Genomic DNA, 25,729 nt, shown 5'->3' with positions numbered 1-25,729 from the left:
CACTGTGTAAGACATTGAAATACCGCATGGTATTATCTCCAATGCAGTAGTGGTTGAAGCAAGAATCCCCCTGCTTTAGCTGTGGGGAGTGTCAATGAGATTCCGATCCCAACGAATACAAAAGTAGAGCAGGCGGGAAGCAGACAGACACCGCTGTACGCACTGGATCCATATGGAAAAGCAACGCAAAAATATTTGGATCTAGCTAATTATATTTTGAATCATGTATAGGGTGTCCAAATGGACACCTTAAGAACCGGAAATAGAAATAAAGAACTGTCGGAATAAAATATGAGAGGGATGTGTGTTAAGAAAACCACAGAGGGTAGCAATCGAAAAGAGGATTGTGTTACAATAATGAAAAACAGTGATGCAAAGGAGTAGTTGTATGGGAAAATTTAAGAAAGATTTGAGCCGAGAGATACAGCTTGGAGCAGGATTATTAAGTACAGTATCATTGGAAGCCAAAGAAGATATTAAAGAAGAACAGATTACTTATATTGACATGGATATGATAGCACCAAATAAATTAAATGATTTTTCAATGGATTCTTTAGAACAATTGGCAGAGTTGATTGTGACAGCGGGAGGAATTTTACAGCCATTGATTTTAATTCCAGAGAAAAATGAGGAGGGAAAGTATGTTCTTACGACAGGGGAACGAAGATGGAGGGCATCAAGGCTCCTTAGGGAACAGGGAAGATATCCAAAAAAATATAAAAATACAGTTCCATGTATTTTCAGAAATCCAGTTGATTTGGAAATCAATATATCAGAAGAAAATAAAGAGAAGTTTGCAATCCTTTCTACGAATCAGGCACGAGAAAAAACAGATGGAGATAAAATGAGAGAACTCCAATATTGGACAGATATTTTTGCGGATCTTCGTGCACATGGCGAAACACAGATTCCGGAATCCCTTGCAGCTTTTGCAGGAACTGCACAATATGACGAAGAGGGAAATTATATTCCGGAACAGCTTGTTGGAAAAAAGACAAAAGAGTTAGTAATGCAATATGGAGATATCAGTAGCGGGGAATATGCAAGAATGCGTTCTGTTCAGAATAATGCGAGTGAGGAATTGATGAATAAACTTCTTTCTAATGAGATATCTTTTTCGGCAGTACGAGAAGCCGTGAAACTTCCAGAAAAAGAACAGGAAAATCTGTTGGAAGAAATGGAAGGGAAAAAAATTGAACTTTCGGATGTGGAAAAGAGGCAGGCAGAAGTGCAGGGGAATATAGAACTAAACAAAGCTGAGATGGTGATGGAAGTTGAAACGCTGTTGGAACATTTAAAAAAGAAAAAAGAGAGTAAAGTGGAGTTTACAGTGAAAGAATATAAAAAATATGTGAGTTGTATCAAACAATTGGAAAGGTTGCTACGGTAATGAAAAAGACTACATTTAAAATATCATCATCTGTGCAGGAAATGGAAAATATAATTATTAAACGGATGGGAATCCCGAGAACGGTATTCCACCGCTGGGCAATCGAATATTATTTAAAATATGATCGGACAATTCATCCAAACCTTAGGATTAAAACAAAAAAAGATCCGGAATATGTCATAAGAGATGCAACAGAACAAATTTACCTTGATGAGAAAAATGAAGAGGCATTGTTGGATATTGCAGAAAAATATTATGGAAAAAGGAAGAATATTGGAACGGTGTTATTTCAAGCGATGCTTACATATTGTACCGTACAAGCACCAATAGTTCTTGGCGAAACTGCAGTAAGACAAATGATAGGATATGAAGAAAAATTGGAGGATAAGATATGGAGTTAAAAAAGTGGATGAAAGAACATAAAAAAGGAACGGTTATAATTGCAGCGATTGTGGTATTGGGAATTGGAGTGACTTCTGTGGGAGTTGCTGGGTATTCAAAAATGTCAGAAAAATCTCATGTAACAAAAGTGGAAGTGGAGGAAAAAGAGGATTTGTTTGCTTCTGTGAAAGGAATAAAAGATTTATATGTAGAACAGGATGCAAAAGAAATTGATTGGCTGAAAGAAATTAGTAGCAACAAGAGAATTAAAGTAACTGTGGATGATAAAAAAGTAGATTTGTCAAAACCAGGGAAATATGAGTTGATTTATATTGCTACAATTTTGGGTGAAGAAGAAGCGCAGGTAAAAAAGGTAACGGTAATTGTAGTAGACAGTAAAGAAGCTCAAAAACTTTCAGATCAGGGAGCAACTATTTTGATTTCCAAGAACGAGAAAAAGGCAGTTACCAAGCAACAAGAAACAGTAAAAAAAGAAGAGAAAAAAACAGAGGAGAAGAAAGAAAAAACGTTCGTTGAAAAAACAGCAGAAAAGAAAGTGGAAGCTGGAAAAAAAGAAGAAGTGACAGAGAAACAGCCACAAGGACAGGAAGAGATTTCAAGACCACAACAAGGAAATGTAGGTGGTTCTTCTAATACGTCTAAACCAGGTCCGGCACCGCAACCAGAAAAACCATCACAGCCAGAAAAGAAACCGGTATGGCATGATCCGGTGTATGAAAAGAGATGGGTAGTAGATCAAGCAGCTTGGGATGAAATTGTTAGTGAGCCTATCTATGAAATGGTAGAAAAATCGATATGTAATGGTTGTGGTGCAGATATCACAGGAAATCCATGGGGACATATAGATGCTGCTTTAGATGCAGGGAATTTTAACTGTGGTGGTTATCATTCAGAATGGCAGCAAGAACAGATTGGAACTAATACACATACAATCCATCATGATGAAATAGGACATTGGGAAGATGTGTTAGTACAAGAAGGATATTGGGAATAAATCTTTAAGAAAGAATTATGAGTAAGAGGTAGAAAGAGATTATGAGTAGCTATAGTAGAGTACATTATGAAGATCGTTTGAAAATTGAAGTGTTGTTAAAGGCAGGACATGGTGTGTGTGCGATTGCAAGGTTGATTGGAAAACATCATTCTACTATATCACGAGAAATCAAAAGAGGGCAGTATGTACATCGAAATAGTGACTGGACAGAAGAAGTGAGGTACAGTCCAGAACTTGCAGAAGAACGGTATCAGAATCAGTTAAAAGAAAAAGGACCGGATATTAAATTGGGAAAAGATTTTGAACTTGCAGAATATCTGGAGACGACCATTCGAGATAAAAAGTATTCCCCCTATGCGGCGTTACAGAAAATAAAGCAGGAAGGAAAGAAGTTTAAAGTTTCTATCTGTAAAGGGACGGTATATAGCTATATTGATAAAGGAATCTTTTTGACTCTTACGAATAAAGATCTTCCGGTAAAGGGAAATAAAAAGAAAGAATATAAAAAGATTAGAAGACGTAAAAGATGTAGTGCGGGTGAAAGTATTGAAAAGCGCCCAAAAGAGATTATGACAAGAAAAGAGTTCGGACATTGGGAAATGGACACCGTTGTAGGCAAGCAGGGAGGATCAAAAAAATCCCTGCTTGTTTTGACGGAAAGAAAAACACGGAAAGAGATTATAGAAATTCTTCAGGTTCATACGGCAGAAGCAGTAGTAAATACATTAAATAAAATCGAGAGAAAATTCGGGGCAGCCTTTAAAAAGATTTTCAAAACAATTACGGTTGACAATGGAAGTGAATTTGCAGATGTAGAGGGAATGCAAAAGACAAGAAGAGGGAAGAGACTCCGGACACAGGTATTTTATTGCCATCCGTACTGTAGCTGTGAGAGGGGAAGCAATGAAAATCAAAATAAATTGATTCGGCGACATATACCTAAGGGAGAAGATATTAAATTGTATTCTAAAAAGACTATAAAATGGATAGAAAAGTGGATTAATCATTATCCGAGAGAACTATTTGGAGGAAGATGTGCGGAGGAGTTATTTCAGGAAGAGCTGCTTAAGATATAATGACTGTGCAAGTGGCACAAAAAAGCAAATGGAATTTGTGCAAAAAGTAGAAAGTAAAAAAAGGTGCGCTGAATATTGACTTTTACAAGACTGGCAGCTTTTTCTTGAAAAAGGGAAAAAATTCGATTATAATATAAGTTCATATGAAGCGGGCAGATACTGTGAGATCTCTTTTGGCAGAATGCATACAGTTTCTGTCCGCTATTTAGCAGAGAAAGGAAAAGATTATGAGAGAACAGAATCGAAATAAGAATCAAGAAATTGAAGAAATTCTTGAACAAATGGATTTGAGTCAGCCGGCACCGGAAACAGAGCCGATGCGTCAATATTGGTTTATGAAGAAAGCACGCGAACTGGTGAAAGAACAGTCTGAAAAACTGGGTCGTCCCCTGACAGCGTGCACGACAACATTTGGCTGCCAGATGAATGCGCGGGATTCCGAAAAACTTCTTGGAGTATTAGAGCAAATCGGATACCAGGAAGAAACAAACGAGGAAGATGCGGATTTTGTCATCTACAATACATGCACTGTGCGGGAAAACGCTAACATGCGCGTATATGGAAGACTTGGACAGTTAAATCGAGTGAAAAAACAAAAGCCGCATATGTTGATCGGGCTTTGTGGCTGCATGATGCAAGAACCGGAAGTCGTGGAGAAGATCAAAAAAAGCTACCGGTTTGTGGACCTGATTTTCGGAACACATAATATTTATAAATTTGCAGAGTTGATCGTGACACGGCTGGAATCACAGCGCATGGTCATTGATATTTGGAAAGATACAGACAAGATTGTAGAAGATCTTCCGAGTGAGCGGAAATTTTCCTTCAAATCCGGTGTCAATATTATGTTTGGCTGTAACAACTTCTGTAGCTACTGTATCGTGCCGTATGTGCGTGGCCGTGAACGCAGCAGAAATCCGGAAGATATCATCCGTGAGATCCAAGGACTTGTGGCAGATGGCGTCGTAGAAGTGATGCTGCTTGGTCAGAATGTAAATTCTTACGGAAAGACACTGGAACATCCGATGACCTTTGCACAGCTTCTTACCGAAATTGAGAAGATCGAGGGATTGGAACGAATTCGTTTTATGACATCTCATCCAAAGGATCTCTCTGACGAATTGATTGAAGTGATGAAACATTCTAAGAAAATCTGCAAACACCTTCATCTGCCAGTCCAGTCAGGAAGTACAGAGATCTTAAAGAAGATGAACAGACGCTACACAAAAGAACAATATCTGGAACTTGTGCGTAAGATCAAAGAAGCTGTGCCGGATATTTCGCTGACAACGGATATTATTGTGGGATTTCCGGGAGAGACAGAAGAAGATTTCCTGGAGACAATGGATGTTGTAAAGAAGGTTCGCTATGACAGTGCATTTACATTTATCTATTCTAAGCGGACAGGAACACCTGCGGCAGCGATGGAAAATCAAGTTCCGGAAGATGTCGTCAAAGACCGTTTTGACAGATTGCTAAAAGAAGTGCAGAGCATCTCGGCGGAAGTATGCAGTGTGCATGAAGGAACGACACAATCTGTTCTTGTAGAGGCAGTCAATGATCATGATCCTGCGCTCGTTACCGGAAGACTCAGCAACAATATCCTTGTACATTTTCCGGGAGAAAAAGAGCTGATTGGGAAAATTGTGTCGGTGCGACTGGATGCATGTAAAGGATTTTATTATATTGGAACCCGTGTATAGTGGGTTCCTTTTGTGATGTCATAATTTTCAGATTTTTGTCCACAATAAAAAGGAGAATTTGTGTGACAGGAGAGAGACAATTGAAAAAAGTAAGTGAATATTTGTTTTTGTGGGCGCTTGGCGGTACGATTTATTATGAATTTGAAATGATCTTTAGGGGTTTTTCTCACTGGTCCATGTTTGTTCTGGGAGGAATCTGCCTCTGTTTCATTGCATGGCAAGGGAAGATGGTTCACTGGAGAGATGCTCTTTGGCGCCAGATGGTTCGCTGCGTGATCTTTGTGGCAGCAGGAGAATTTTTCACCGGGATCATTGTAAATAAATGGCTCAGACTCAATGTATGGGATTATAGTGATCAGCCGATGCAGCTGTTTGGTCAGATCTGTGTTCCTTTTCTGATTATTTTTTCGGGGCTTTGCGTTATCGGAATATTTCTGAGCAGTTTCCTTCTGCATATTCTGTATGGGGAAGAAAAACCATCGTTCCATATTTTGTAGGTGCAATTTTCTGCTGTTTTAAATGGGAAGGCATTGCTGAAAATTTGTATTCAGAATCATAGAGAGATAGCAGCAAACAAAGAACACTTTATTTTTTCATTGAAAACATGTTGATAGGAGGGATAAAAAATGATTCTGTCAGGAAAGGAAATTTTAAAACACATAGGGAAAGAGATCCAGATTGAGCCGTTTGATGAGAATAGATTAAATCCTAACAGTTATAATCTGTCATTGGCAAATGAACTGCTTGTCTATGAAGATGAGGTTTTGGATATGAAAAAGGATCATGCCGTCAGAAAGATAGTAATTCCCGAGGAGGGTCTTCTGTTAGAACCACATAAACTATATCTTGGACGGACGAATGAATTTACAAAAACAGAAGGGTTTGTGCCAATGCTAGAGGGTCGCTCCTCTACGGGACGTCTCGGGCTTTTTATCCATGTGACAGCAGGATTTGGAGATGTTGGTTTTGCAGGCTACTGGACATTAGAAATTTTTTGTGTACAGCCGATCCGGATTTATCCGAATGTAGAAGTCTGCCAAATCTATTACCACGATATTCATGGAGAGTATGACTGTTATCAGAGTGGAAAATATCAGAATAACAAAGGAATCCAGTCCAGTATGCTGTACAAGGATTTTTTAAAATAGGAATCAGTAACATAAAAGACACAAAGAATGAGGATACATTTGGGAGGAAAAAAGATGCATCAGATTTTTGTATATGGAACACTTTTAAAGGGGATGTACAATTATGAGATTTACTGCAGCGCAGAGGACTCATACCGTCAAAAAGCCTATGTAGATGGGCTTCTTTATAGTCTGAAAGGAAGAAGATATCCGGCGCTGATCGAGGGGAAAGAAAGAATTGCCGGAGAGCTACACGAAGTATCTGAACAGACATTAAAGAAGATTGATGAGTTGGAAAGCTATTTTGGGGAAGGACACCCGGAGAATGAATATGATAAAAAGTTTGTAATGGCATATGCAGAAGACGGAAGCGAAATCGGCGAGGTTCCAGTCTATTTTTACAACATTAGAAATGAGAAAAACAGAGCACTGTTAGATCAGAGAATCACATGTAACGATTATCGAAAATATGTGGAGTAGCAGAACTATGAAATTGGAGAAGAAATACTACATATTTACTGCTGGTTTGACCATATTATCCATTTTGATGGCAATAGCAAATACAGCACAGCCGTTGATCGTGGAACAATTTATTAATCAGTTAGGCAAATGTGAGCAGAACGTATTATTTTGGGCTGCAATTTATTTCCTGTCGATCATTGTTATTCTGACAGTGGAAATGATACGAAAGCTTGGGGAAGCGAAATATGTTGCAAGCCTGAAAGACTGGTTCCGGGTAAAAGTCAGCAATGGAATCCTGAATAGAACCGCACAGCAATTTGCTGAGTCTGCACCGCAGGAATATATTTCCCTGATGAACAACGAAGTACCGGCGGTGGTAGAGAAGTATTATGTGAAAATCGTAAATTTGATTTTTCAGGTATTGTCAATTTTGTTTACCTGTACGGTATTGATAAAGATTTATTTCCCACTGGCAGCAATTTCGGCAGGGGCGAGTATTCTGATTGCGGTGACGCCATTCTTCTTTGAAAAGAAGATGCAGCAAAAGACAGACAAGAAGTTTGAAAGTCTGGCACAATTTAATGTGAAATTCTCAGACGTTGTTTTTGGGCATAGTGAAATCCGTATCCAGCAGATAAAAAAAGCGATTGGAAATATTGTGAATCTGGCATCCCATAAAAGCGAAAAAAGTGAGTTTGCTTATGAAAAGGTTCAGGCGTATTCTGAAATTGTGATGGGGTTTATTTCGTTTATGGGGACATTTCTGATCATCACACTTGGAGGCTATCAGGTGCATGAGGGGAAGCTAAACGTAGGGAGTCTATTCGCGGCGATTCAGCTATCAGATCAGCTTATCATGCCAATCCTCGGAATTTCCACATCACTTAACTCCATTATTTCCACACGGAAAGTAAAGGCAAAATTATTTACATACGCAAGCGTAGAGGAGAAGAAATCCAGCGCTGATTTGGGCGAACTGCAAAGCATTTCCATTGAACATATGACATTGAATTTTGGAGACAGATATATTTTCAAAAATTATACAAAGTGTTTTGAGAAGAATAAAAAATATTTGATCATCGGTCAAAACGGAAGTGGAAAGAGTACGCTGATCCATGCCATTGTAAATAGCCTAGACACAAAGGCTGCAACTTTGACTGGAACGATCCGCATGAATGGGAAAAAACAGGAGGATGTTTCCGATGAAGACTTATTTAGAAATCTTACCATTGTATCACAGGTTCCATATATGTTTTCGGGAACAGTGAAAGATAACATCACACTATTTGGAAAAGAGGATGTAAAAAACCTCAGCAATTACTCAATGTTGGTCGATGACAGTTTTTGGAAATTAATTGATGATGACAGAGATATTTCAAATGAAAGTACGCATATTTCTAACGGTGAGCGCGAAAAGATTGCCCTGTTACGTGCGCTTATGCGGCAAAATAGCTGGCTCATTCTAGATGAGGCAACAGCAGCGCTGGATAAAAAGAGTAAACAGATATTTGAGAAGTATATTTTAGATAGGGACGATATGACCGTTCTTCATATCTCGCATAATTTCCAGGAAGAGGATGCAAAAATGTATGATGAGATTATCGTTATCGGAGAATAGTTTCCTTTTCAAAAGAGGTTATGCTTTTTATCATGAAAAATGGAACCTTTGTGCTTATCTTATTTTTTGGGAGGATTATAGATGTCAACAGGGATAATGATTATTGGACCATCAGGAAGTGGAAAAACTACATTGGGCAGATTTGTCGCCGCTCAGCTAGGCTACCCTTACTTTGATGTGGACGATTATATTTGGAGAAAAGATACTAAAGAACCATATACTGTTATGTATAGTCATGAAGAAAAGATTAGCAGATTGAGCAATGATATTTTGCCCTATGAATATTTTGTGATGGCTGGTTCGATGAGTTCTTTCCATTATGCATTTGATGACAAGTTTGAGATGATGGTTTTTCTTTATGTCGAACCTGACATTCGTGTACAGCGAGTACATAACCGCGCATTGGAACATTTTGGAGGAAGAATACTCGAAGGCGGCGACTTGTATGAAAATCATATGCGATTTTTAGAAAGTAATCGCCGCTACGAGAAAGATGGTTCTCCAAATCTGTATGGGCAGAGAAAATGGATGGATGAAATGTCTTGCCTGAAGTTGGAATTGGACGGGACAGATAGTCTTGAAAATAATGCAAACATTATTATTGAAAAATGGAAAGGATTAGGAAGATAAAGTGGATTTCAGAGGCTTTATCTTCCAGTTATTTACTATATTTTTTCACCACAATGTGGACATTTATTAGAAAAAATCGTATGCCAATACATGCGATGCCCACAGAAATCACAGATATTTAGTGGTGATACTAATGGCATAACTAAAATACATTGTAATAACAATAAAAATGTAAATGTCCTGTTTCCCCAAGGTTCTGATATGAAAAATACCAAAATTAAATCGAAAATAGAATACACAATTCCTATTCTCCATGCGAAAATTCCTATTTTTCGTAAATTCCCTCCGTAAACCATGATGGAGACTAGCAAAGTATATATAAAACATCTAAAGAAAAATGATATGTTCATAATGGTTTCTCCTAATGCCTGACAATTACCGGATGATTAAAAAATATATTCCGCATACGTATTGTCCTAAAAAATAAGTATGACTGGAATCTAAGAAAATCTATATTTGTGCGTTCTTCCACCATGTCTGATCCAACATTTTCTTTATACATCAATCAAGGGTACTTTTGCCACCGTATTTAAGTAAACTGTACATAAATTATTTGTAAAAGGTACAATCAAAATACTAGTTAACATCTGGAAATGCTTGAAAGTAAGGGAAAATGATTGATAGTAAGTGTTTAACACCGATGATATTGATTTGGTTTATAAAAATTTTATTGAAAATAATATAGAATGTTTATCGGGACCTCAATATTTCGATTTTACAGCACAAGGATTTGGTAAAAGTAAAGCTTTTTACTTTAAAGATCCTGACGGAATTATACTTGAAATGATGCAAAATGGAAGACCGGTAAATGGAGCTGCAGGGACTGAAGAGTGTTGTAAAAGGTGAATAAAGAAAGTCTGTGGCAGTGTATATAGTATTCAGAACACCACAATTAGAATAATAATTTGTTAGGGGAGCTGTTGGGAAATAAATTTCTGACAGCTTTTTCGGTGTAAATTTATAATTAACAATTTTGAAACAAATCTCAAACAATTTTCAAATAAATAAAAGATAGATTAATAAGATGTAAAATGCTATTATTTATAAAAATAGATTGCAGAAGAAAGGGAAAAAGATGATCCATATTCTTGTAGTAGATGATGATAAAAATTTAAACCAGACGGTTTGTACCTATTTAAACGATTGCGGTTTCGAGGCAAAAGGAGTTTTAAGTGCAACGGAGGCGTATGATGAGATGTATAACAATCTCTATGAACTGATTATCTCAGATATTATGATGCCGGAAATTGATGGCTTTGAATTCGCAGAGACTGTGCGTCAGGTGAATAGACAAATCCCAATTCTTTTTATGTCTGCAAAAGACGATCTTCCATCCAAGCGTAAGGGATTTCTTGTTGGAATTGATGATTATATGGTAAAACCGGTTGAACTAGCAGAGCTTGAGATGCGTGTCAGGGCACTGCTTCGAAGGGCAAATATTGAGATGGAGCGTAAGTTAGTAGTTGCGAATCTCGAACTTGATGCAGATGGTATGACAGCATCTATTGATGGTGAGGAAATTTCAATTACGACAAGGGAATTTCATATTCTATATAAGCTACTGTCTTATCCGAAGAAAACATTTACAAGGGCACAGCTGATGGATGAATTCTGGGGAATCGATTCAGGAACAAGCCTTCGTGCGGTGGATGTCTATATTACAAAGCTCCGTGATAAATTTTCTGCCTGCAATGGATTTGAAATAAAAACAGTGAGAGGACTTGGATATAAGGCAGTATTGTTGTAATGGAAAGAGGAAGGTGTTGTTAAAATGAAAAAAGGAGAAAAGCGAGGCGAGATAAAATCAGACCGTTTTCCAGCGTCCTTATTTTGGATATATTTGATAGTACTGTTTTTGATGTCAGGATTCCACACGGGAATTATTGTTTTAGCGAACACACTTGAATGGAATAAAATCATTCAGGTTGTGATAGCGATTTTGTATTGGTTCTTCGTGGCAGTCGGATTGACTCTTTTTACCAGAAATAAAATTCAGAAAAACTATGAGAAACCGATGCATGATCTTGCAGAGGCAACAAAAAAAATTGCAGAAGGGGATTTCTCTGTATATGTTCCAACGATCAATACGTCAGATCGTTTAGATTATCTAGATATCATGATCATTGATTTTAATAAAATGGTGGAGGAACTGGGCAGTATCGAGACATTAAAGACAGATTTCTTTTCAAATGTTTCCCATGAGATCAAAACCCCACTTGCGATTATCCAGAATAATGCGGAGTTGCTTTGCATGGAAACGGAGCCTAAAAAACAAAAAGAATATGCAGAGATTATTTTTCAGACAACGAAACGTCTGTCAGAGTTGATCAGTAATATTTTAAAACTAAATAAACTGGAAAAACAAGCAATCGTGCCGATGACAGAAGAGTACGATCTCTGCGGACAGTTAGCAGAGTGTGCCCTGAATTATGAAGCAATATGGGAGAAAAAAGGCATCGAATTTGATGCGGATATGGAAGATCATGTAAAAATCACAGCAGATGCATCTTTAATGGAGTTGGTCTGGAATAATCTTCTTTCAAATGCGGTGAAGTTCACAGAGCCAGGAGGAATCATAAAGCTGACGGAATGGTCAGGGGAAAAACAGATTTGTGTATCTGTGGAAGATAATGGATGCGGAATGTCAGAAGAAACCCAAAAACATATTTTTGAAAAATTTTATCAGGGAGACACTTCCCATGCCATGGCTGGAAATGGTCTTGGATTAGCACTTGCAATGCGTGTACTTCAACTGAATGATTATCGGATAGAAGTGGAAAGCAGTCCAGGATCCGGAAGTAAATTTACGGTGTTGATACCGAAGGGAGAAAAAAAAGAACATGAATAAATTTGAAAGTTATGATTACCTGAAGGTGACAGTGGAAGAAACGAGGCTATCACATTATATAGATGGATATGAATGTTTTGGTTGGAAGTTAGACCCTAATATTCCTCTGGAAGTGAATGGCGGAAAAGCAGTGGTCCATTTTAAACGCAGCAGGGCGATTTTAAATAAGGTGGAATTAACCAGACTTCAAAGTCATTTTGAAGCATGTCAGAGAGACCTGGAAGCATTAGAAGGCTCAGCAGTTTCTTTAGCAACAAGCGCGGGAATCGGAGCCGGAATTTTGGGATGTGCATTTGTTGCCGGAGCTGTTTTTGCTGTTACAGCAGAAACACCAATAATCTGGCTTATGATCCTACTCGCAATTCCTGGATTTATCCTATGGGGAGCCGCATATCCGATTTATAAATATGTAAAAATGAAAAGAATGGAAAAAGTAGAGTCTCTGATGGAAGCAAAGCTTGATGAATCAGAGGAGGTCTGCAAGAAAGGACATGCACTGCTGTAAAAAAATGAAACTCAAACTTCACGCACGATTCGAATGTGGGAAGTTTGAGTTTTTTAACAATTTGACAACAAAACGGAAGCAATACGAAAACAATTTCCTCTTAAGATACAGATATCAAATGAAACAAAGAACAAAAAAGAGAGGAAATGTAAAATGAGCAGAACATTATATTTAGTAACAGGAGCAGCCGGTTTTTTGGGAAGTCATATATGCAGACAGCTATTAGACAGGGGTGAGAGCGTTAGAGCATTTGTTTTAAAAGGGGATCCAGCTGTAAAATATATCCCGGAAAAAGTAGAAATTGTAACTGGAGATCTCTGTGATATTAATTCATTGGAAAATTTCTTTAAGGTTCCAGATGATACACAGACGATCATTCTTCATGTTGCGAGTATGGTAACGGTGAATCCGGATTATAATCAGAAACTTATGGACATCAATGTTGGCGGAACCAAAAATATCATAGAAAAATGTTTAGAACATCCGGAGTGCAAAAAAATGGTCTATGTAAGTTCGAGCGGAGCAATCCCAGAGCTTCCAAAGGGACAGAAAATAAGAGAAGTAAAACAGTTTGATTCGGAAAAGGTCGTGGGCTGGTATAGTAAGACGAAAGCGATGGCAACACAGACAGTACTTGATGCAGTGAAAAAAGAAGGATTAAATGCGTGTGTGGTACATCCAAGCGGAATCTTGGGTCCACAGGATTATGCAATAGGAGAAACAACCGGCACAATTATTAAGATTATTAATGGTGAAATGCCAGTTGGTATGAGGGGAAGTTTTAATCTCTGTGATGTAAGAGATCTTGCTGCAGGATGTATTGCAGCTGCAGATAAAGGACGTACAGGAGAATGTTATATTCTTGGCAATGAGGAAGTGACACTCAAAGAAATGTGTGAACTCTTAGATAAAGATCTGCATTGTGGAACCTGTAAATTATATCTTCCACTCGGACTGGCAAAGCTACTTGCAAAGCAGATGGAAAAAAAGGCAGAAAAAACCGGTAAAAAGGCATTAATGACAACATTTTCTGTTTATAATCTGGAACGCAATAATACATTTGACTATTCTAAGGCCAAGAAAGAACTTGGATATCATACAAGAAGCTATGCAGAGACACTTCACGATGAGGCAGTGTGGTTAAAAGAAGAAGGGAAAATCGGATAAAATACGTTATTATATGAGCAAAAGTGTGAAAAATCAGGTTTCATAACAGGAGGTTATAGTCAGATGAAAAAGGTATGTGTAGTGACAGGAGGCGGATCCGGCATTGGATTTGCAACAGCAAAGGAAGTAGCAGAAAAAGGATATTATGTGATTCTGGTTGGACGAAATAAGAAAAAATTAGAAGGTGCAGTGGAAATACTAAGAACTCTGGGGGCGAAGCAGAAGCATACCGTTGTGATGTATCAGACAGAGAAAATTGTTTTGCACTTGCAAAGCGTGCATCTGAATGTGGAAAAGTAAAGGCAGTCCTCCATATTGCGGGAATGAGTCCGCACATGGGAGATGAGGAAAAAATAATGCAGGCAAATGCAATGGGAACTATCAATATCAATGATGCATTTTATGGAGTAATCGCAGAAGGCGGCTGTGTGATCGATACAAGCTCTACATCTGCTTACATGGCACCAGCTTTTATCATGCCAAAGAGAATATATCCACTGGCCTGTAAAGACAGGGAACTCTTCTTTCGTAAGATTATGAAAAGAGTGAATTTATTCCCAAAGAAAACGAGAGAAGGTGTTGCATATAGCATCAGCAAACACTTTACCATCTGGTTTGCAAAACAGGATGCGGCGCGTTATGCAAAAAAGAATGCGAGAGTATTAAGCATCACTCCGGGAAACTTTGAAACACCATTGGGAAATCTGGAAAAAGAGGAAGCGTCCACATATTTGAAATTTGCAGCAATCAAAAGAAATGGAAGACCGGAAGAGATTGCACCGCTTTACGCTGCCTTGATCGATGAACGGATGAGCTATCTGACAGGTGTGGATATTCTTTGTGATGGGGGCTGTATTGCAGGCGGAGCCAGTGCATTTGCAAGGTAAAGTATCTTTTAATAATTATTAGGTCTTTCCTAAAGTAAGTTTGCAGAATGAATTGGTGTAGAATAGAAAAGCGATACCTGCATTTCTATCCAATGAAATGTATGCTTATGGTTGCTATTCCGATTACCACATTGATTATATGGCGATTTTACAGAAATAGCAAAGATCCCAATTCTAAAAAACGAATGTTTTATGAGTTTACAGGAGTCTTTTTGATGAATATTTGAAAATGTGCATCAAAAAGACTTCGACTCCAGAAGGAGATGTATTCCCTGATTTCCCGGATGAGAATATCATCATGGGTAAACAAAAACATCTGATTAAGTTTGATATTATTTTGGATGACTGCCCAGATAATGTTTTTCGGAGTACCAGTTCCTTCCCGGTTCTTATGAGAAAACCATGGAATACAGATGTAACAGGTTTGCTAAGTGTTAACAACTTGGAAGATTTTTTGCAATTAATTCATCAGATTAGAAGCACCATTATTAGGATATCACAACCGCTCCATAAGCCAAGTGTAATTGCACTTGTTGGTCCAAGTGGCAGTGGGAAAACAGAATGGATGAATGCATTAATAAAGGAAGCATCATTTGTTCGTCCTACCAGCTATACAACCAATCCAAACAATAGTATCAATCATCAGTACATCAGTCATGAAGAGTTTGATAAAATCAATTTCTTTGGGAGAACCATGTATGGAGGTTACGGATATGGAACCAAGGAGGATATCAAGGAATTAATTAACTGCGGTTATTGCCAACGAAAACCGTTACAACCCTGTCTGTGATTTTCTCAATTTGCTTGCAATCAATGATGACTGGTTCCCTGATGATTTGAAAAAGCTGGATGATGAGAATGTGTATCGCAAAATGCAGGGGCATTGGATTATTGAAATGTCGGAAATGATTGCAACCGCCAACGCTAAGAGCATTGAAGAAATCAAGTCCTTTCTGAGCCGCCAAAAGGAAACCTATAAGATACCCTATGAAACACATCCGGCAGACAGAAAGCGACAATGTGTGTTTGGAGGTTCATATTTTGGCAGATGAACAGGCTTCCAGAGCGTATATCAATCAGATGTGGGCAGAAGCTATGGAGATTTACAGAAGCGGCAATTTCCGTCTGAGATTCAGTCTGGCTATGAACGCTTATCTGAAAGCCCACCAAAAGGACTTTATGCCAGAGGACACAAAGGCAGGACAGATTTTAGATTATCTGGAACGCTATTCCGGCAGCATAGTCTGCTCCAAACAGCTTTACAAGGAAGCACTGGGGCATGATTATGACGAACCGAAACAATGGGAACTGCGAGAGATCAATGACATTATGAATAACGCTATCACAGGCTGGAGGGCGTTCAGCAATCCGAGGTATTTTCCAGAGCCTTACCGCAGACAAAAGGGCTGGGAGCGTATCAGGAACGACAACGAGCCTGACAACAGCATGGATGGTTTTCAGGAAATTCCGACAGAGGAAATGGAACAGTTAGGTTTTCTTATAAGGAATTCTCAGTTTGACTTGTACTATTTATATTCTAACACTATAGTAATTTTTTAATTGATTTCATATATGTTTTTCATTATACTGACTGTGTATGTATTAATTAAAAAAGGTATGGGGATAAGAGGATGTATTGTTCGAAATGTGGAAAAGAAATAGAAGAACATGGGAATTTCTGTTCTTTTTGCGGAGCTCCAAATCAAAAATCGTATGAACAATTAGTTTCAGAGTATCTACAAGGAAAGGAAGAAGCTTTTAATAATATTTATTACAAAACATACAATCTAACATGGACTATTGCTAGAAGTTTTTTCCCAAGTGATGAAATGGAATGTCAAGATTGTGTTCAAGATATTTATTATAATTTATATGAGAACATAACAAAGTTTGACAGTTCCAAGGGAGAATTTCTTCCATGGTTTAAAAAAACAGCAAATAATATCTGTATTACACGATTCAATAAAATAAAAAAGAAAAAAGATTTGTTTATAGAGCCCAAAACTATCTCAGATGATTCAGAACAAGAAATAGCATTAGTAGAGGAATCTTTAGAGTTTAATCCGGAAGCATACATAGATAAAAAAGAAGTAATCGAGGAAGTTGAGAAAATCGCAAATGAGAATAAGTAAGTGTCTTAAAAAAGGAGATTTCATTATGAAGTCTCTTTTTTTGTAAAAAGGAAGGTGGTGTGGAAGGTCTCCGTCTACTTCTTTCATATTTTTTTCTGAACAAGTGAAGCCTCACACGACTAAAGTCACGTGCTTCCCATAAGTGTATCTATTGACATATGAAATCGCTTGTATGAAAAGATACATGCAATTGCTTGCATTAATAAATACACGTAGTTGCTTTAGGAAAGGCTGCCTTTTTATGTCAAGAAATAGCTTGTATTGAAGTTATAGACTTGATATACTGACAGTATATAGAGGTATGTAAATTTGAAATTGTCAAAACAAAAAAATCTGGTGATGCGAGGAGGGTGTTTGAGATGTTTGGATTGATGAACGCTATATTTCCAATCATGTTTATTACTGTGGTTGGTATCATTATTTTCTCTTTGGTGCAGGGAATTATCACATGGAATAAGAATAATCAGTCACCTAGATTAACAGTGCCAGTTGTCGTTGTTGCAAAGCGAGAAAACATTACGCATCATCAACATGCAAATGCAGGTGATTCGAGCGGTGCACACGGATTCCATACTACAACAAGCACTTCATATTATGTGACATTTCAGGTGGAAAGTGGAGATAGAATAGAACTTTGCGTTTCTGGAACAGAATATGGAATGCTTGTAGAAGGTGATACTGGCAGACTGACTTTTCAAGGAACGAGATATTTGTCGTTTGAACGGTAAATTTGAAGTTGCGAGGATGAACATTTATGAAAGGAAAAAGTAAAAGTGGAGTTTCAATAATAGGTGGTGCAGATGGTCCAACAAGTATTTTTATAGCTGGTAGAGCGCAGAAAAGGCCTCTAAAAGTAAGGATACGAAGTATCCTCTACAGATTTAAACGTAAGATAGCAGAGAAGAAAGTAGTTGCAGGCGAACATACTCTTGATGAGTTAGTACAATATGCAAAGAATAGCTACAATCTAATTGAAACTAATTCATCTGAGAGAAAATATATTGAACAACAAAACAATCTAAAGGAGAGTTTGATTTTACAGCATAAACCAGAAATTTTAGGTGAAATGAAGGATATTCCAAAGCCGAATATTTACAACGAAAAATCTATTAGAGAATATCTTTGTAAAATAGAGGCACGAAGAGAAATGATTGCCGAAATGCCAGATAATGTAATTCCTATGAAATTCCATCTATATGAAATAAGAATAGGTGATGATTCTCTTGAAATGGATATAGATTATATTTGGAATATATTCGCGATATCGTATTCTGGAAATAAGAAAGTAATGAAACAATTTCAAAAAATTTCAAAAGATTTGTATATCTTTTATGGTGTTAGTGAAGATGATATTAAGAAAAAAACAGAAAGATATTTATCGTTGGTAACAGCATTAAGTTCATAAATTTGCGAAACTTACACGCAGTATTATGGAAACATAATAATCAATTTATGCTTTATGTTTGAAGGAGTGATCCTATGAATTGGGATTTTTTTATACTAGATACTTCATCCCAAAAGAAGACATCTTAGGTCATTTGGATGTGGATCCTTCAGCATACGACAAATTAGAAATTGTTCAGATTTGTCTGAATGAAAATGCGTATGAGCATGAAGATGAACTAATCCGGCTGCTGAATACCGTATTTTCAACCAGAAAACCATTTCAGGAGATTGAAACTATTGTGGAAAATGAGTATAATATTCCCATGAAAGATGGTTTTGGAGAGGGGTCCAGCAAATGTGCAACTTAAGTGAAGGTATTGAACAAAGAGGCATTGAAAAGGGCGTCCAGCAAGGTACTTAACAAGGCATTCAGCAAATGGTATTAAATGCATTGCAGTCAAATTCCATCGAAGATGTTTCTAGAATTTTGCTTCTTCCGATTGAGAAAGTTGAGAAAATCGCAAATGAGAACAAGTAAGTGTTTTGAAAAAGAAATTCCATTATGGAGTCTCAGATGATAAATATAAATACTTGAAATGGGAGTGATTGGTTGTGGAGAACACTTTGATTATTCCACCTCACGAAAGATTGAAACTGTTGAGAGGAGGGGGAAAAGTATTGTGTAAAAAGTGCAAAAAAGGATTCCTGATTCCTTCTGGATACTATAAAACTACAAATACATTTTTCTGCGAATCTTGCGGGAATCAATTAATTATTAATTAGATACCATCAGTTGAATTGGCTGGTGGTATTTTTATGTCTATTTGGGAGGTTGAACATTTGATTGTAGCAAATGTAAGCAAAGAAAAAATAACATTGGATGGTCATGCGGGTTATGCGGAGCCGGGAAAAGATATTGTGTGCGCAGCTGTGACAGCGCTTGTCCAGACGATGGTGCACAGAAGTCAAATACAAAGGAGAGGCAGATGTAATCTTTGATATTGAGGATGGAATCACTCCGTTTGATACAGACGTTTTTGTGGGAGAGTATCTGATATAAGCGAATCAATGGAACTATCTATTTCCCGATAGCCCCTTTGGTTCGCAAATTCAAAATTCTTTCATATTAATGATAGTAAGAAATTTGTAAAAATCCCAAAACTAGGTGCTTACGAACTATATATAGAAAAAAGCAATAAATAGAAGTGACTTATAAAAATTTAAAATTTGACTCTTGTATACAATTATAATATATTAAGTTAATGGAATCGAGCAAATCATTGGGAGGGAAAGTTTATGAAAAAGAAAATGCTTGCATCTTTACTGTGTGTTACAATAGCAACCTCTATGCTGATGGGGTGTTCAACAAACAGTAAAAGTGACAAGAAAGAAGAAGTTACTCAAAAAGAAGAGGCATCAGCAGAGGATAATGGGTATAACAAATCAGCAATGCCAAAAGGTGATGTTAAAGTAGACGAGGCTACAAAAGAACAAGTAGAAGCGTTTATGAATGACTCGGATGAAAAGACAGTGCTTGTTGATGCACGTCCTCAAGAGAGTTATTCGGGCTGGGCATTAGAAGGTGCTAAGACAGGCGGACATCTAAAAAATGCTAAATTATTCTCATCTCGTTGGTTAGATTGTTACTATTCAGGTAATGACTACGGTAGCACAGCTCCAAGGACTACATATTTAGCAAGGGCTATGGAGTCGCAGGGAATTACAAAAGAAGCAGAAATTATCGTATATGATTATTCTGGTGAGCATGCAATAAATGTTGCTGGATATTTCCAAGAAAACGGTCTCGAGAATGTAAAAGTCTTTAAGGCGAATGAGATGATTGATGCTGGAACAGCTGTGGAATCTTATGCAAACTATGATAGATTCCTTCCAACAGAAATTGTTAAGAATATCTCAGATGTGAAAACGGGAAAATCTTCTGAATTGACTGAGGAAGCAAAAGCGATCGTTGAAGATAACATTGATAAAGTTGTTCTTGTAGACGTAGCATGGGGTAACTCAAAAGCATCTACATATTTTTCACGAGGACATGTTCCAGGAGCTGTTCATATTAATACAGACTCCTATGAGAGACCACGTGTATATGTGCCAGAAAAGAGAGCAGAATATGCAAAAGAATGGAGATTAATTACTCCGGAAGAGTTTAGAGATACAGTTGCTCCGCAGTATGGAATTACAAAGGATTCTATCGTAATCTTAACAGGACCAACCGCGGCGCCACAGGGAAGACTTGGGTTCTTATTAAGAACTTTGGGTGTTAAGACATATGCTATGACTGGCGCACTTACTGCATGGGAATATAATGGATATGAGCTTGATACAGATGAGAGTACACTTGTTGTTCCTACAGCAGCAGATAGTTTTGGAACAGATAAAGTTTCTAATCCTGAAGAACTTATATGGATGGACGAAATCAAGACTATTTTAAGTGGTGAGAAAGAAGGACAGGTTGTAGATAATCGTGGAAAGACCAACTGGGATGGATTGGAGACCGGATATAGCTATCATGATATTGCAGGACGCATTGAAGGAACTATTTGGTGTCCGGAAGAAAGTGCAGAAGATGGAGATTTCTTCACGAATATAGATTTTACAGCAAGAACTCAAGATGAGTATGTTTCGTTATTGAAGAATTATGATGTGAATCCAGATAAACTTGTAGCATTTTTCTGTGGAGATAGCTGGGGAGCTGCTAAGATTGCTTATTGGTGTCAGTCTGTAGACCTGAATAATATCAAAGAATGGGCAAATGGTTGGTTGCCATGGTCTAATGAAGGAAATGAATTCATTGATCACAATGGTAAAAAAGTACACTATGACAAATACTTGGATGCTGTTGTAGATGAAAATGGCAAAGATGTAAGTGATGGTGTTAATTTCCTCACTGGAGAAGAACAAAAATAATATAACGTAAACTAAAAGTGCCCTTTATGTTTCATAAGGGGCACATTTGTCAGTATTATAGGAGTATATTAAGATGACAAAAAAAAAGAAAATCTCATTGTTTGTGATGCTTTTTCTGTTATCTGTCATTTTTTTGGGGATTGGTGTAATTGTTAGGAATACAACCATGGATGATAGAAAGGTAAGTAGTACAGAAAAAGATACAGATTCTGATGATAATCAGAAAGAAAATGGAAGAATCGGAAATAAAAAAGAGGCAGAAAAACTACTTGATCAGACAGTTACACGTGAAGAAATCGAAAAAAAAGTTGGAGAATGGAACAATTTTGAAATGGATGGTGCAGGATGCGAAAGAGGAGTATATGCCGGTAAATTTTTCTATGATAATATTTTGATAAATTCTAGAACTTATGATAAAGGAGAGACCTTTCGAATTGTAATTGTCCAGGATCAATAGAGGAGGAAAAATGAGTTACTTATTAAATAAAATGGGAATCAGAGGATCTTTGCGTAAAAATTTTGGTGCAATTGTTATTCTTGCATTTACAGGATCTGTAATATTTGCCCTCCCTTTCTTTAGATTTGAATATTATGATGCATATGTTTCGACATATCATCTGACTAATACACAGATGGGGGTATTTGGTACGGTCATCGGGGTGTTTGGAATCGTATCTTATTTATTCGGAGGAGTTGTAGCAGATGGTATGTCTGTGAAAAAAATTATTGTATTGTCTCCGATTTTGACTGGCCTAGGGGGATTGTTACATCTTTTACCACTTAGATTTTGGGGGCTTGTAGGAATATATGCTCTATGGGGAATTTCTACTACATTTGCTTTTTGGCCAGCATGTGTAAAAGCTGTGCGTGTGATGTCAGATAAAGACAGTCAGGGAAAAGCATACGGATTTTTTGAAGGAATGCAGAGTGTGGCAGGAGCATTTACGGCACTGGTCGCAGTTCTGATATTTAAATGGGGAACATCTGGTGCAGGTAACGAAGTACTTGCTATGAAATACGTGATTTTATTTTATTCATTTACAAATATCGCTATGGGAATCGTAGCGTTATATACAGTTGAAGATGATAAAATAGTATTGGATGCAGATAAAGTTTCGTTTAAAGGAATCAAAAAGGTGTTAAAAAATCCGGCTGTATGGATTATTTGTCTTGTATCTTTTTGTAATCACGTATTCTGTCTTTCCATATATTATTACATTCCTTATGTAACAGATATTTTAGGAGCGGCAGTTGCATTTGGTGCAATGATGGGTGTGCTTCGTAAATTTGGATCAATAGGCGGAAATATTGTTGGTGGATATCTAGCAGATAAATTTGGAACAGGAAAATTGATGTTGTCTGCTTACATTGTTATGCTAGTTGGGCAAATTGCAATCTTTTTTGTACCGGCAGGTGTAAAATCAAGTACAATTATAGTGACAATATTATTTATTACAATACTGACCTTTTTCCATATGAATTATGCAATGGCATGGACGATGATGAGTGAAGGTGCTGTGCCAATTGAGTATTGTGGAACAGCGGCAGGACTTATTTGTACAGCGGGTGCAATACCAGAGACATTTATTTCTCTATTTGCAGGAAATATGATTGATAATCATCCGGGGATTGCTGGATATCGATATTTTTTCATTTTTTTAACAATTGTAATTGCATTAGGATTAGTGCTAATATTAATTTGGAAAGCGTATTTAAAACGTGCAAAAATGGATAAATCAAAAATAGATGAAAAAGCAATGGATAAATTGAAACAATACGTTTAAAATTTCTAGAGTTCATTATAATCATCTCGTTAATAGGGAACTGTCGATAAATGCCATTTTTAGCTTTTGAATTTTAAAATAAGAATCTTCTATTAGAAATCAGTGCTTCTATGCCTGCTTTGCTACAGAAGATTCTTATTTAATTCTAAGTCAATAGCTGAGTGAGATTTTATAAATCTCGTTTCATTTAAAGACATTTAGATGTTGTTGTATAAAACTACCTGTTGCGCTATTTAGAAGAACAAGGAATTATGAAAGTATGTAAGAAATGCGGAGCAATATCAAAGGAAAGTGTATTACATTTGGTTATGCTTCAATTCACCAAAGAAAATTGAAACTACCGTAGAAAATGAGTATAATATTCCTATAAAAGATAGTTACGGAGAAGATCAGCAGGGTATCCAACAAATGTTATTAAATGTCTTGCAGTCAAATTCCATTGAGGATGTCTCGCGCATCTTACTTCTTCTAATCGAGGAGGTTGAGAAAATAGCAAATGAGAATAACTATGTGTCTTAAAAAAGGAGATTTCATTATGAAGTCTCTTTTTTTAAAAAAGAATGTGGTGTGAGAGGTCAGCTAATTAATTAATGGTTAGCCTTCTACTCGATTACATCTACTTCTTTCATATTTTTTCTGAACAATTCAAAACAGGAGGAAAGAAACATGAAAACATTAAAACTGATAAAAGAAGTAGAGGACGTGTTTAGCCAAACTCCAGATGGGAAAATTCAGGATGCAGATACAATTTTAAGTGATCTGCTGGAAAAATCAGACACGAATTTTTCAGGTATTGCTTTTGATATTTTTGAGATTTATAAAAACAGCAAAGATCCAGATTGTGTCGAAAAGATGTTCTACGAATTCACAGGAGTTGAGTTTGATGAATATTTGAAAATGTGTATCAAAAAGACTTCGACTCCAGAAGGCGATATTAAATCTTGTCCAAGGGAGGTTTTAGAGGCTTATCGAATTGCCACAAAGCTGAATCTTACGAAAGATAATCTTCTTATGGAAGCAGAATTGATTGAAAATGAAGGAGAATGGCTGCATATGAGTTTGATGGGATATGATGTTTCAATTCTTCGAAAGGTAGCAGAAATGATGTAACTAAAAAAAGGGTATCCGGCAGGATGCCTTTTTTCTTTTTCTTCCATATTTTGATTGAAAAATTTCATAATAGGAGGAAAATAATATGAGCTTAAAGCGCATAACAATTGGAATTGATTTTGATGATGTCTTGTCAGACTTAAATTCTAGAGCAATTGAAATGGCGAATGAGAAGCAGGGTTTAAGTCTAATGCTCAATGATATCACTTCATGGGAGAATACTGGAAAAGCATCAATCATTAAAAAGTATTACAAAACAAAAGCATTGTACAAAAGACAATTTGTGACAAACAAAACAAAAGAGCTGTTTCGTAAAATCTGCAAAGAAGGAGAAGTGTTTATCGTGACAGCCATCGCCCCTGAATTTATGGGACTTCGACATCAACAAATTAAAGAGGCATTTCCTGATTTTCCGGACGAAAATATAATCATGGGCAAACAGAAACACCTAATAAAGTTTGATATTATTCTAGATGACTGTCCAGATAATGTTTTTCGTAGCACTAGCTCTTTTCCTGTGCTTATGAGAAGACCATGGAACACAGACGTGACGGGTATTTTAAGTGTAAATGATTTAGAAGACTTCTTGCAGTTGATTCATCAGATCAAAAATTCTGTTGCAGGAATCTCTCATGCTGCAAGTGAACCAAGCGTCATTGCTCTTATTGGCCCAAGCGGCAGTGGAAAGACTGAATGGATGAATCGTTTATTGAAAGAATCCAATATTGCGCATCCAATCAGTTACACTACAAACCCAAACAATAATATCATTCATCGATATATGAGTCTTGAAGAGTTTGAAAAAGCAAACTTCTTTGAGAAGACCATGTATGGAGGATATGGGTATGGAACAAAGGAAGAGGATATTATGGATTTGATTCAGTTGGGATATCGTGTTGTCATGCCAATGGATATTTGTGGAGCCGTGACCATGAAACGAAAACTAGAACAACACCAAATATTCGATCTGATACCACGACGCAAGACAACATGTGACATTTCTTTGAACGATTTTACATTATAGTGAAGATTTGAAGCGACGGATCAAAGAAACAGAAGAAAAGAAAGCTGCGTACTATGAGGCTCACAGAGTAAGTAATCTGAAAGCAGCATACATCGGCTGCCAGAAATGTGGTTCCAAGATCAACAAGGAATACATAAAAAATAGTAATCGGTGCCCAGTGTGCGGACAGGATCTCCGTTCTGAAACCACGAAGAAGATGCTTGCTTCTTATGATGAGAAGTTAAAAACACTGAGAAGACAGGAGTTGGAAGAGCGAGGAAAACAGAAAGTTCCAGTGCGCTATGCTGTATTTTTCTGCGACTACATCGGCTAATTTTAAAGAAAGAATCCCGTTAGGGGTTCTTTTTTTGTAAAGAAGATTAAGTTCATCATTCATATTCTTACTGTAAATATTTTTCAGTTATAGGAGGAAAAAACATGACAAAGGAAATGGTATTAGAAAATTTAAAAGGACTCATAGGAGTGAAATTCGATACAGATAAAGTTATCTGCGCATTTGAAGATTTCGAGGAAAATGACGAGACGAACATTATTGTGGAGGAAAGTAGCAACGTGGGAT

General features: G+C 37.1%; 29 protein-coding genes and 2 pseudogenes. All 31 read left to right on the top strand.

The window, feature by feature from the left end; genetic code table 11:
* The first annotated feature begins 81 nt into the window (after positions 1–81).
* The 31 genes and pseudogenes from EDD74_RS15175 to EDD74_RS13815 all read left to right on the top strand — a co-directional run bounded on the left by EDD74_RS15175 (position 82) and on the right by EDD74_RS13815 (position 25,483).
* Positions 82–231: a hypothetical protein gene (locus EDD74_RS15175; protein ID WP_165919068.1), complete on the top strand. Its 150-nt coding sequence runs from the start codon at positions 82–84 to the stop codon at positions 229–231.
* 157 nt (positions 232–388) lie between these two features.
* Complete coding sequence (locus tag EDD74_RS13965) at positions 389–1,390, top strand: ParB/RepB/Spo0J family partition protein (protein ID WP_116442192.1); 1,002 nt, start codon at positions 389–391, stop codon at positions 1,388–1,390.
* Positions 1,390–1,791, top strand: a complete 402-nt coding sequence (locus tag EDD74_RS13960; protein ID WP_174704858.1) for a hypothetical protein — start codon at positions 1,390–1,392, stop codon at positions 1,789–1,791. Before EDD74_RS13965 ends, EDD74_RS13960 begins: the two co-directional genes overlap by 1 nt.
* Entirely contained in the window at positions 1,782–2,786 is a 1,005-nt protein-coding gene (locus EDD74_RS15170) for a hypothetical protein (RefSeq protein WP_116442193.1), read from the top strand. Before EDD74_RS13960 ends, EDD74_RS15170 begins: the two co-directional genes overlap by 10 nt.
* 41 nt (positions 2,787–2,827) lie before the next feature.
* Positions 2,828–3,862 carry an IS30 family transposase gene (locus EDD74_RS13950; RefSeq protein WP_116442194.1) on the top strand — a complete coding sequence of 345 codons (1,035 nt, stop codon included), beginning with the start codon at positions 2,828–2,830 and terminating at the stop codon, positions 3,860–3,862.
* Between the two features lie 227 nt (positions 3,863–4,089).
* Positions 4,090–5,565, top strand: coding sequence for a tRNA (N6-isopentenyl adenosine(37)-C2)-methylthiotransferase MiaB (gene miaB, locus EDD74_RS13945; protein ID WP_008975746.1), 1,476 nt, complete (start codon positions 4,090–4,092; stop codon positions 5,563–5,565).
* Between the two features lie 80 nt (positions 5,566–5,645).
* Positions 5,646–6,062: a putative ABC transporter permease gene (locus EDD74_RS13940; RefSeq protein WP_039861493.1), complete on the top strand. Its 417-nt coding sequence runs from the start codon at positions 5,646–5,648 to the stop codon at positions 6,060–6,062.
* Between the two features lie 129 nt (positions 6,063–6,191).
* Positions 6,192–6,713: a dCTP deaminase gene (gene dcd, locus EDD74_RS13935; RefSeq protein ID WP_009261803.1), complete on the top strand. Its 522-nt coding sequence runs from the start codon at positions 6,192–6,194 to the stop codon at positions 6,711–6,713.
* Between the two features lie 54 nt (positions 6,714–6,767).
* Complete coding sequence (locus tag EDD74_RS13930) at positions 6,768–7,172, top strand: gamma-glutamylcyclotransferase family protein (RefSeq protein WP_008975743.1); 405 nt, start codon at positions 6,768–6,770, stop codon at positions 7,170–7,172.
* 7 nt (positions 7,173–7,179) lie between these two features.
* Positions 7,180–8,772 carry an ATP-binding cassette domain-containing protein gene (locus tag EDD74_RS13925; RefSeq protein ID WP_116442195.1) on the top strand — a complete coding sequence of 531 codons (1,593 nt, stop codon included), beginning with the start codon at positions 7,180–7,182 and terminating at the stop codon, positions 8,770–8,772.
* An 81-nt stretch (positions 8,773–8,853) separates the two neighbouring features.
* A complete protein-coding gene (locus EDD74_RS13920; protein WP_116442196.1) occupies positions 8,854–9,402 on the top strand; it encodes an AAA family ATPase in 549 nt (182 codons plus the stop codon).
* A gap of 627 nt (positions 9,403–10,029) precedes the next feature.
* Positions 10,030–10,248 (top strand): VOC family protein, encoded by a 219-nt coding sequence (locus tag EDD74_RS13915; RefSeq protein ID WP_242990185.1) that lies wholly within the window; start codon positions 10,030–10,032, stop codon positions 10,246–10,248.
* Positions 10,249–10,477: 229 nt separating this feature from the next.
* Positions 10,478–11,149 carry a response regulator transcription factor gene (locus EDD74_RS13910; protein ID WP_009261806.1) on the top strand — a complete coding sequence of 224 codons (672 nt, stop codon included), beginning with the start codon at positions 10,478–10,480 and terminating at the stop codon, positions 11,147–11,149.
* 24 nt (positions 11,150–11,173) lie between these two features.
* Positions 11,174–12,250: a sensor histidine kinase gene (locus tag EDD74_RS13905; RefSeq protein ID WP_116442197.1), complete on the top strand. Its 1,077-nt coding sequence runs from the start codon at positions 11,174–11,176 to the stop codon at positions 12,248–12,250.
* Complete coding sequence (locus EDD74_RS13900) at positions 12,243–12,755, top strand: hypothetical protein (RefSeq protein WP_116442198.1); 513 nt, start codon at positions 12,243–12,245, stop codon at positions 12,753–12,755. The genes EDD74_RS13905 and EDD74_RS13900 overlap by 8 nt, the downstream gene beginning before the upstream one ends.
* Positions 12,756–12,908: 153 nt before the next feature.
* Positions 12,909–13,922, top strand: a complete 1,014-nt coding sequence (locus tag EDD74_RS13895; RefSeq protein WP_116442199.1) for an NAD-dependent epimerase/dehydratase family protein — start codon at positions 12,909–12,911, stop codon at positions 13,920–13,922.
* Positions 13,923–13,985: 63 nt separating this feature from the next.
* Positions 13,986–14,087 (top strand): annotated as a pseudogene (locus EDD74_RS15415) (SDR family NAD(P)-dependent oxidoreductase); the annotation flags it as partial.
* Between the two features lie 11 nt (positions 14,088–14,098).
* Positions 14,099–14,809: an SDR family oxidoreductase gene (locus EDD74_RS13890; protein ID WP_242990215.1), complete on the top strand. Its 711-nt coding sequence runs from the start codon at positions 14,099–14,101 to the stop codon at positions 14,807–14,809.
* Positions 14,810–15,038: 229 nt separating this feature from the next.
* Positions 15,039–15,599 (top strand): 5' nucleotidase, NT5C type, encoded by a 561-nt coding sequence (locus EDD74_RS13885; protein WP_116442200.1) that lies wholly within the window; start codon positions 15,039–15,041, stop codon positions 15,597–15,599.
* A gap of 1 nt (position 15,600) precedes the next feature.
* Positions 15,601–16,369 (top strand): annotated as a pseudogene (locus tag EDD74_RS13880) (VapE domain-containing protein); the annotation flags it as partial.
* 71 nt (positions 16,370–16,440) lie between these two features.
* The gene (locus EDD74_RS13875; protein ID WP_116442201.1) at positions 16,441–16,941 is read left to right on the top strand and encodes a sigma-70 family RNA polymerase sigma factor; all 501 of its coding nucleotides are present in this window, start codon (positions 16,441–16,443) and stop codon (positions 16,939–16,941) included.
* Positions 16,942–17,300: 359 nt separating this feature from the next.
* Entirely contained in the window at positions 17,301–17,669 is a 369-nt protein-coding gene (locus tag EDD74_RS13870) for a DUF2500 domain-containing protein (RefSeq protein ID WP_116442202.1), read from the top strand.
* Between the two features lie 26 nt (positions 17,670–17,695).
* Positions 17,696–18,346: a hypothetical protein gene (locus EDD74_RS13865; RefSeq protein ID WP_009261814.1), complete on the top strand. Its 651-nt coding sequence runs from the start codon at positions 17,696–17,698 to the stop codon at positions 18,344–18,346.
* Between the two features lie 79 nt (positions 18,347–18,425).
* Positions 18,426–18,695 carry a hypothetical protein gene (locus EDD74_RS13860; protein WP_116442203.1) on the top strand — a complete coding sequence of 90 codons (270 nt, stop codon included), beginning with the start codon at positions 18,426–18,428 and terminating at the stop codon, positions 18,693–18,695.
* Between the two features lie 448 nt (positions 18,696–19,143).
* On the top strand, positions 19,144–19,326 hold the full coding sequence (locus tag EDD74_RS13850; RefSeq protein ID WP_116442204.1) for a ribosomal-processing cysteine protease Prp: 183 nt from the start codon (positions 19,144–19,146) through the stop codon (positions 19,324–19,326).
* A 297-nt stretch (positions 19,327–19,623) separates the two neighbouring features.
* Positions 19,624–21,252 (top strand): rhodanese-like domain-containing protein, encoded by a 1,629-nt coding sequence (locus EDD74_RS13845; RefSeq protein ID WP_009261818.1) that lies wholly within the window; start codon positions 19,624–19,626, stop codon positions 21,250–21,252.
* A 73-nt stretch (positions 21,253–21,325) separates the two neighbouring features.
* The gene (locus tag EDD74_RS13840; RefSeq protein WP_116442205.1) at positions 21,326–21,709 is read left to right on the top strand and encodes a hypothetical protein; all 384 of its coding nucleotides are present in this window, start codon (positions 21,326–21,328) and stop codon (positions 21,707–21,709) included.
* Positions 21,710–21,719: 10 nt separating this feature from the next.
* Complete coding sequence (locus tag EDD74_RS13835) at positions 21,720–23,036, top strand: MFS transporter (protein WP_116442206.1); 1,317 nt, start codon at positions 21,720–21,722, stop codon at positions 23,034–23,036.
* A 666-nt stretch (positions 23,037–23,702) separates the two neighbouring features.
* Positions 23,703–24,146 (top strand): hypothetical protein, encoded by a 444-nt coding sequence (locus EDD74_RS13825; protein ID WP_116442207.1) that lies wholly within the window; start codon positions 23,703–23,705, stop codon positions 24,144–24,146.
* A gap of 85 nt (positions 24,147–24,231) precedes the next feature.
* On the top strand, positions 24,232–25,170 hold the full coding sequence (locus tag EDD74_RS13820) for a 5' nucleotidase, NT5C type (protein ID WP_116442208.1): 939 nt from the start codon (positions 24,232–24,234) through the stop codon (positions 25,168–25,170).
* 7 nt (positions 25,171–25,177) lie between these two features.
* Positions 25,178–25,483 carry a hypothetical protein gene (locus EDD74_RS13815; protein WP_165851614.1) on the top strand — a complete coding sequence of 102 codons (306 nt, stop codon included), beginning with the start codon at positions 25,178–25,180 and terminating at the stop codon, positions 25,481–25,483.
* Positions 25,484–25,729 lie beyond the last annotated feature (246 nt).

The sequence above is a fragment of the Faecalimonas umbilicata genome (genome assembly GCF_004346095.1).
In the GTDB taxonomy this organism is placed as follows: Bacteria; Bacillota; Clostridia; order Lachnospirales; family Lachnospiraceae; genus Faecalimonas; species Faecalimonas umbilicata.
Note: the sequence above shows the minus strand (reverse complement) of the source record. Positions and strands in the feature narration are given on the sequence as shown.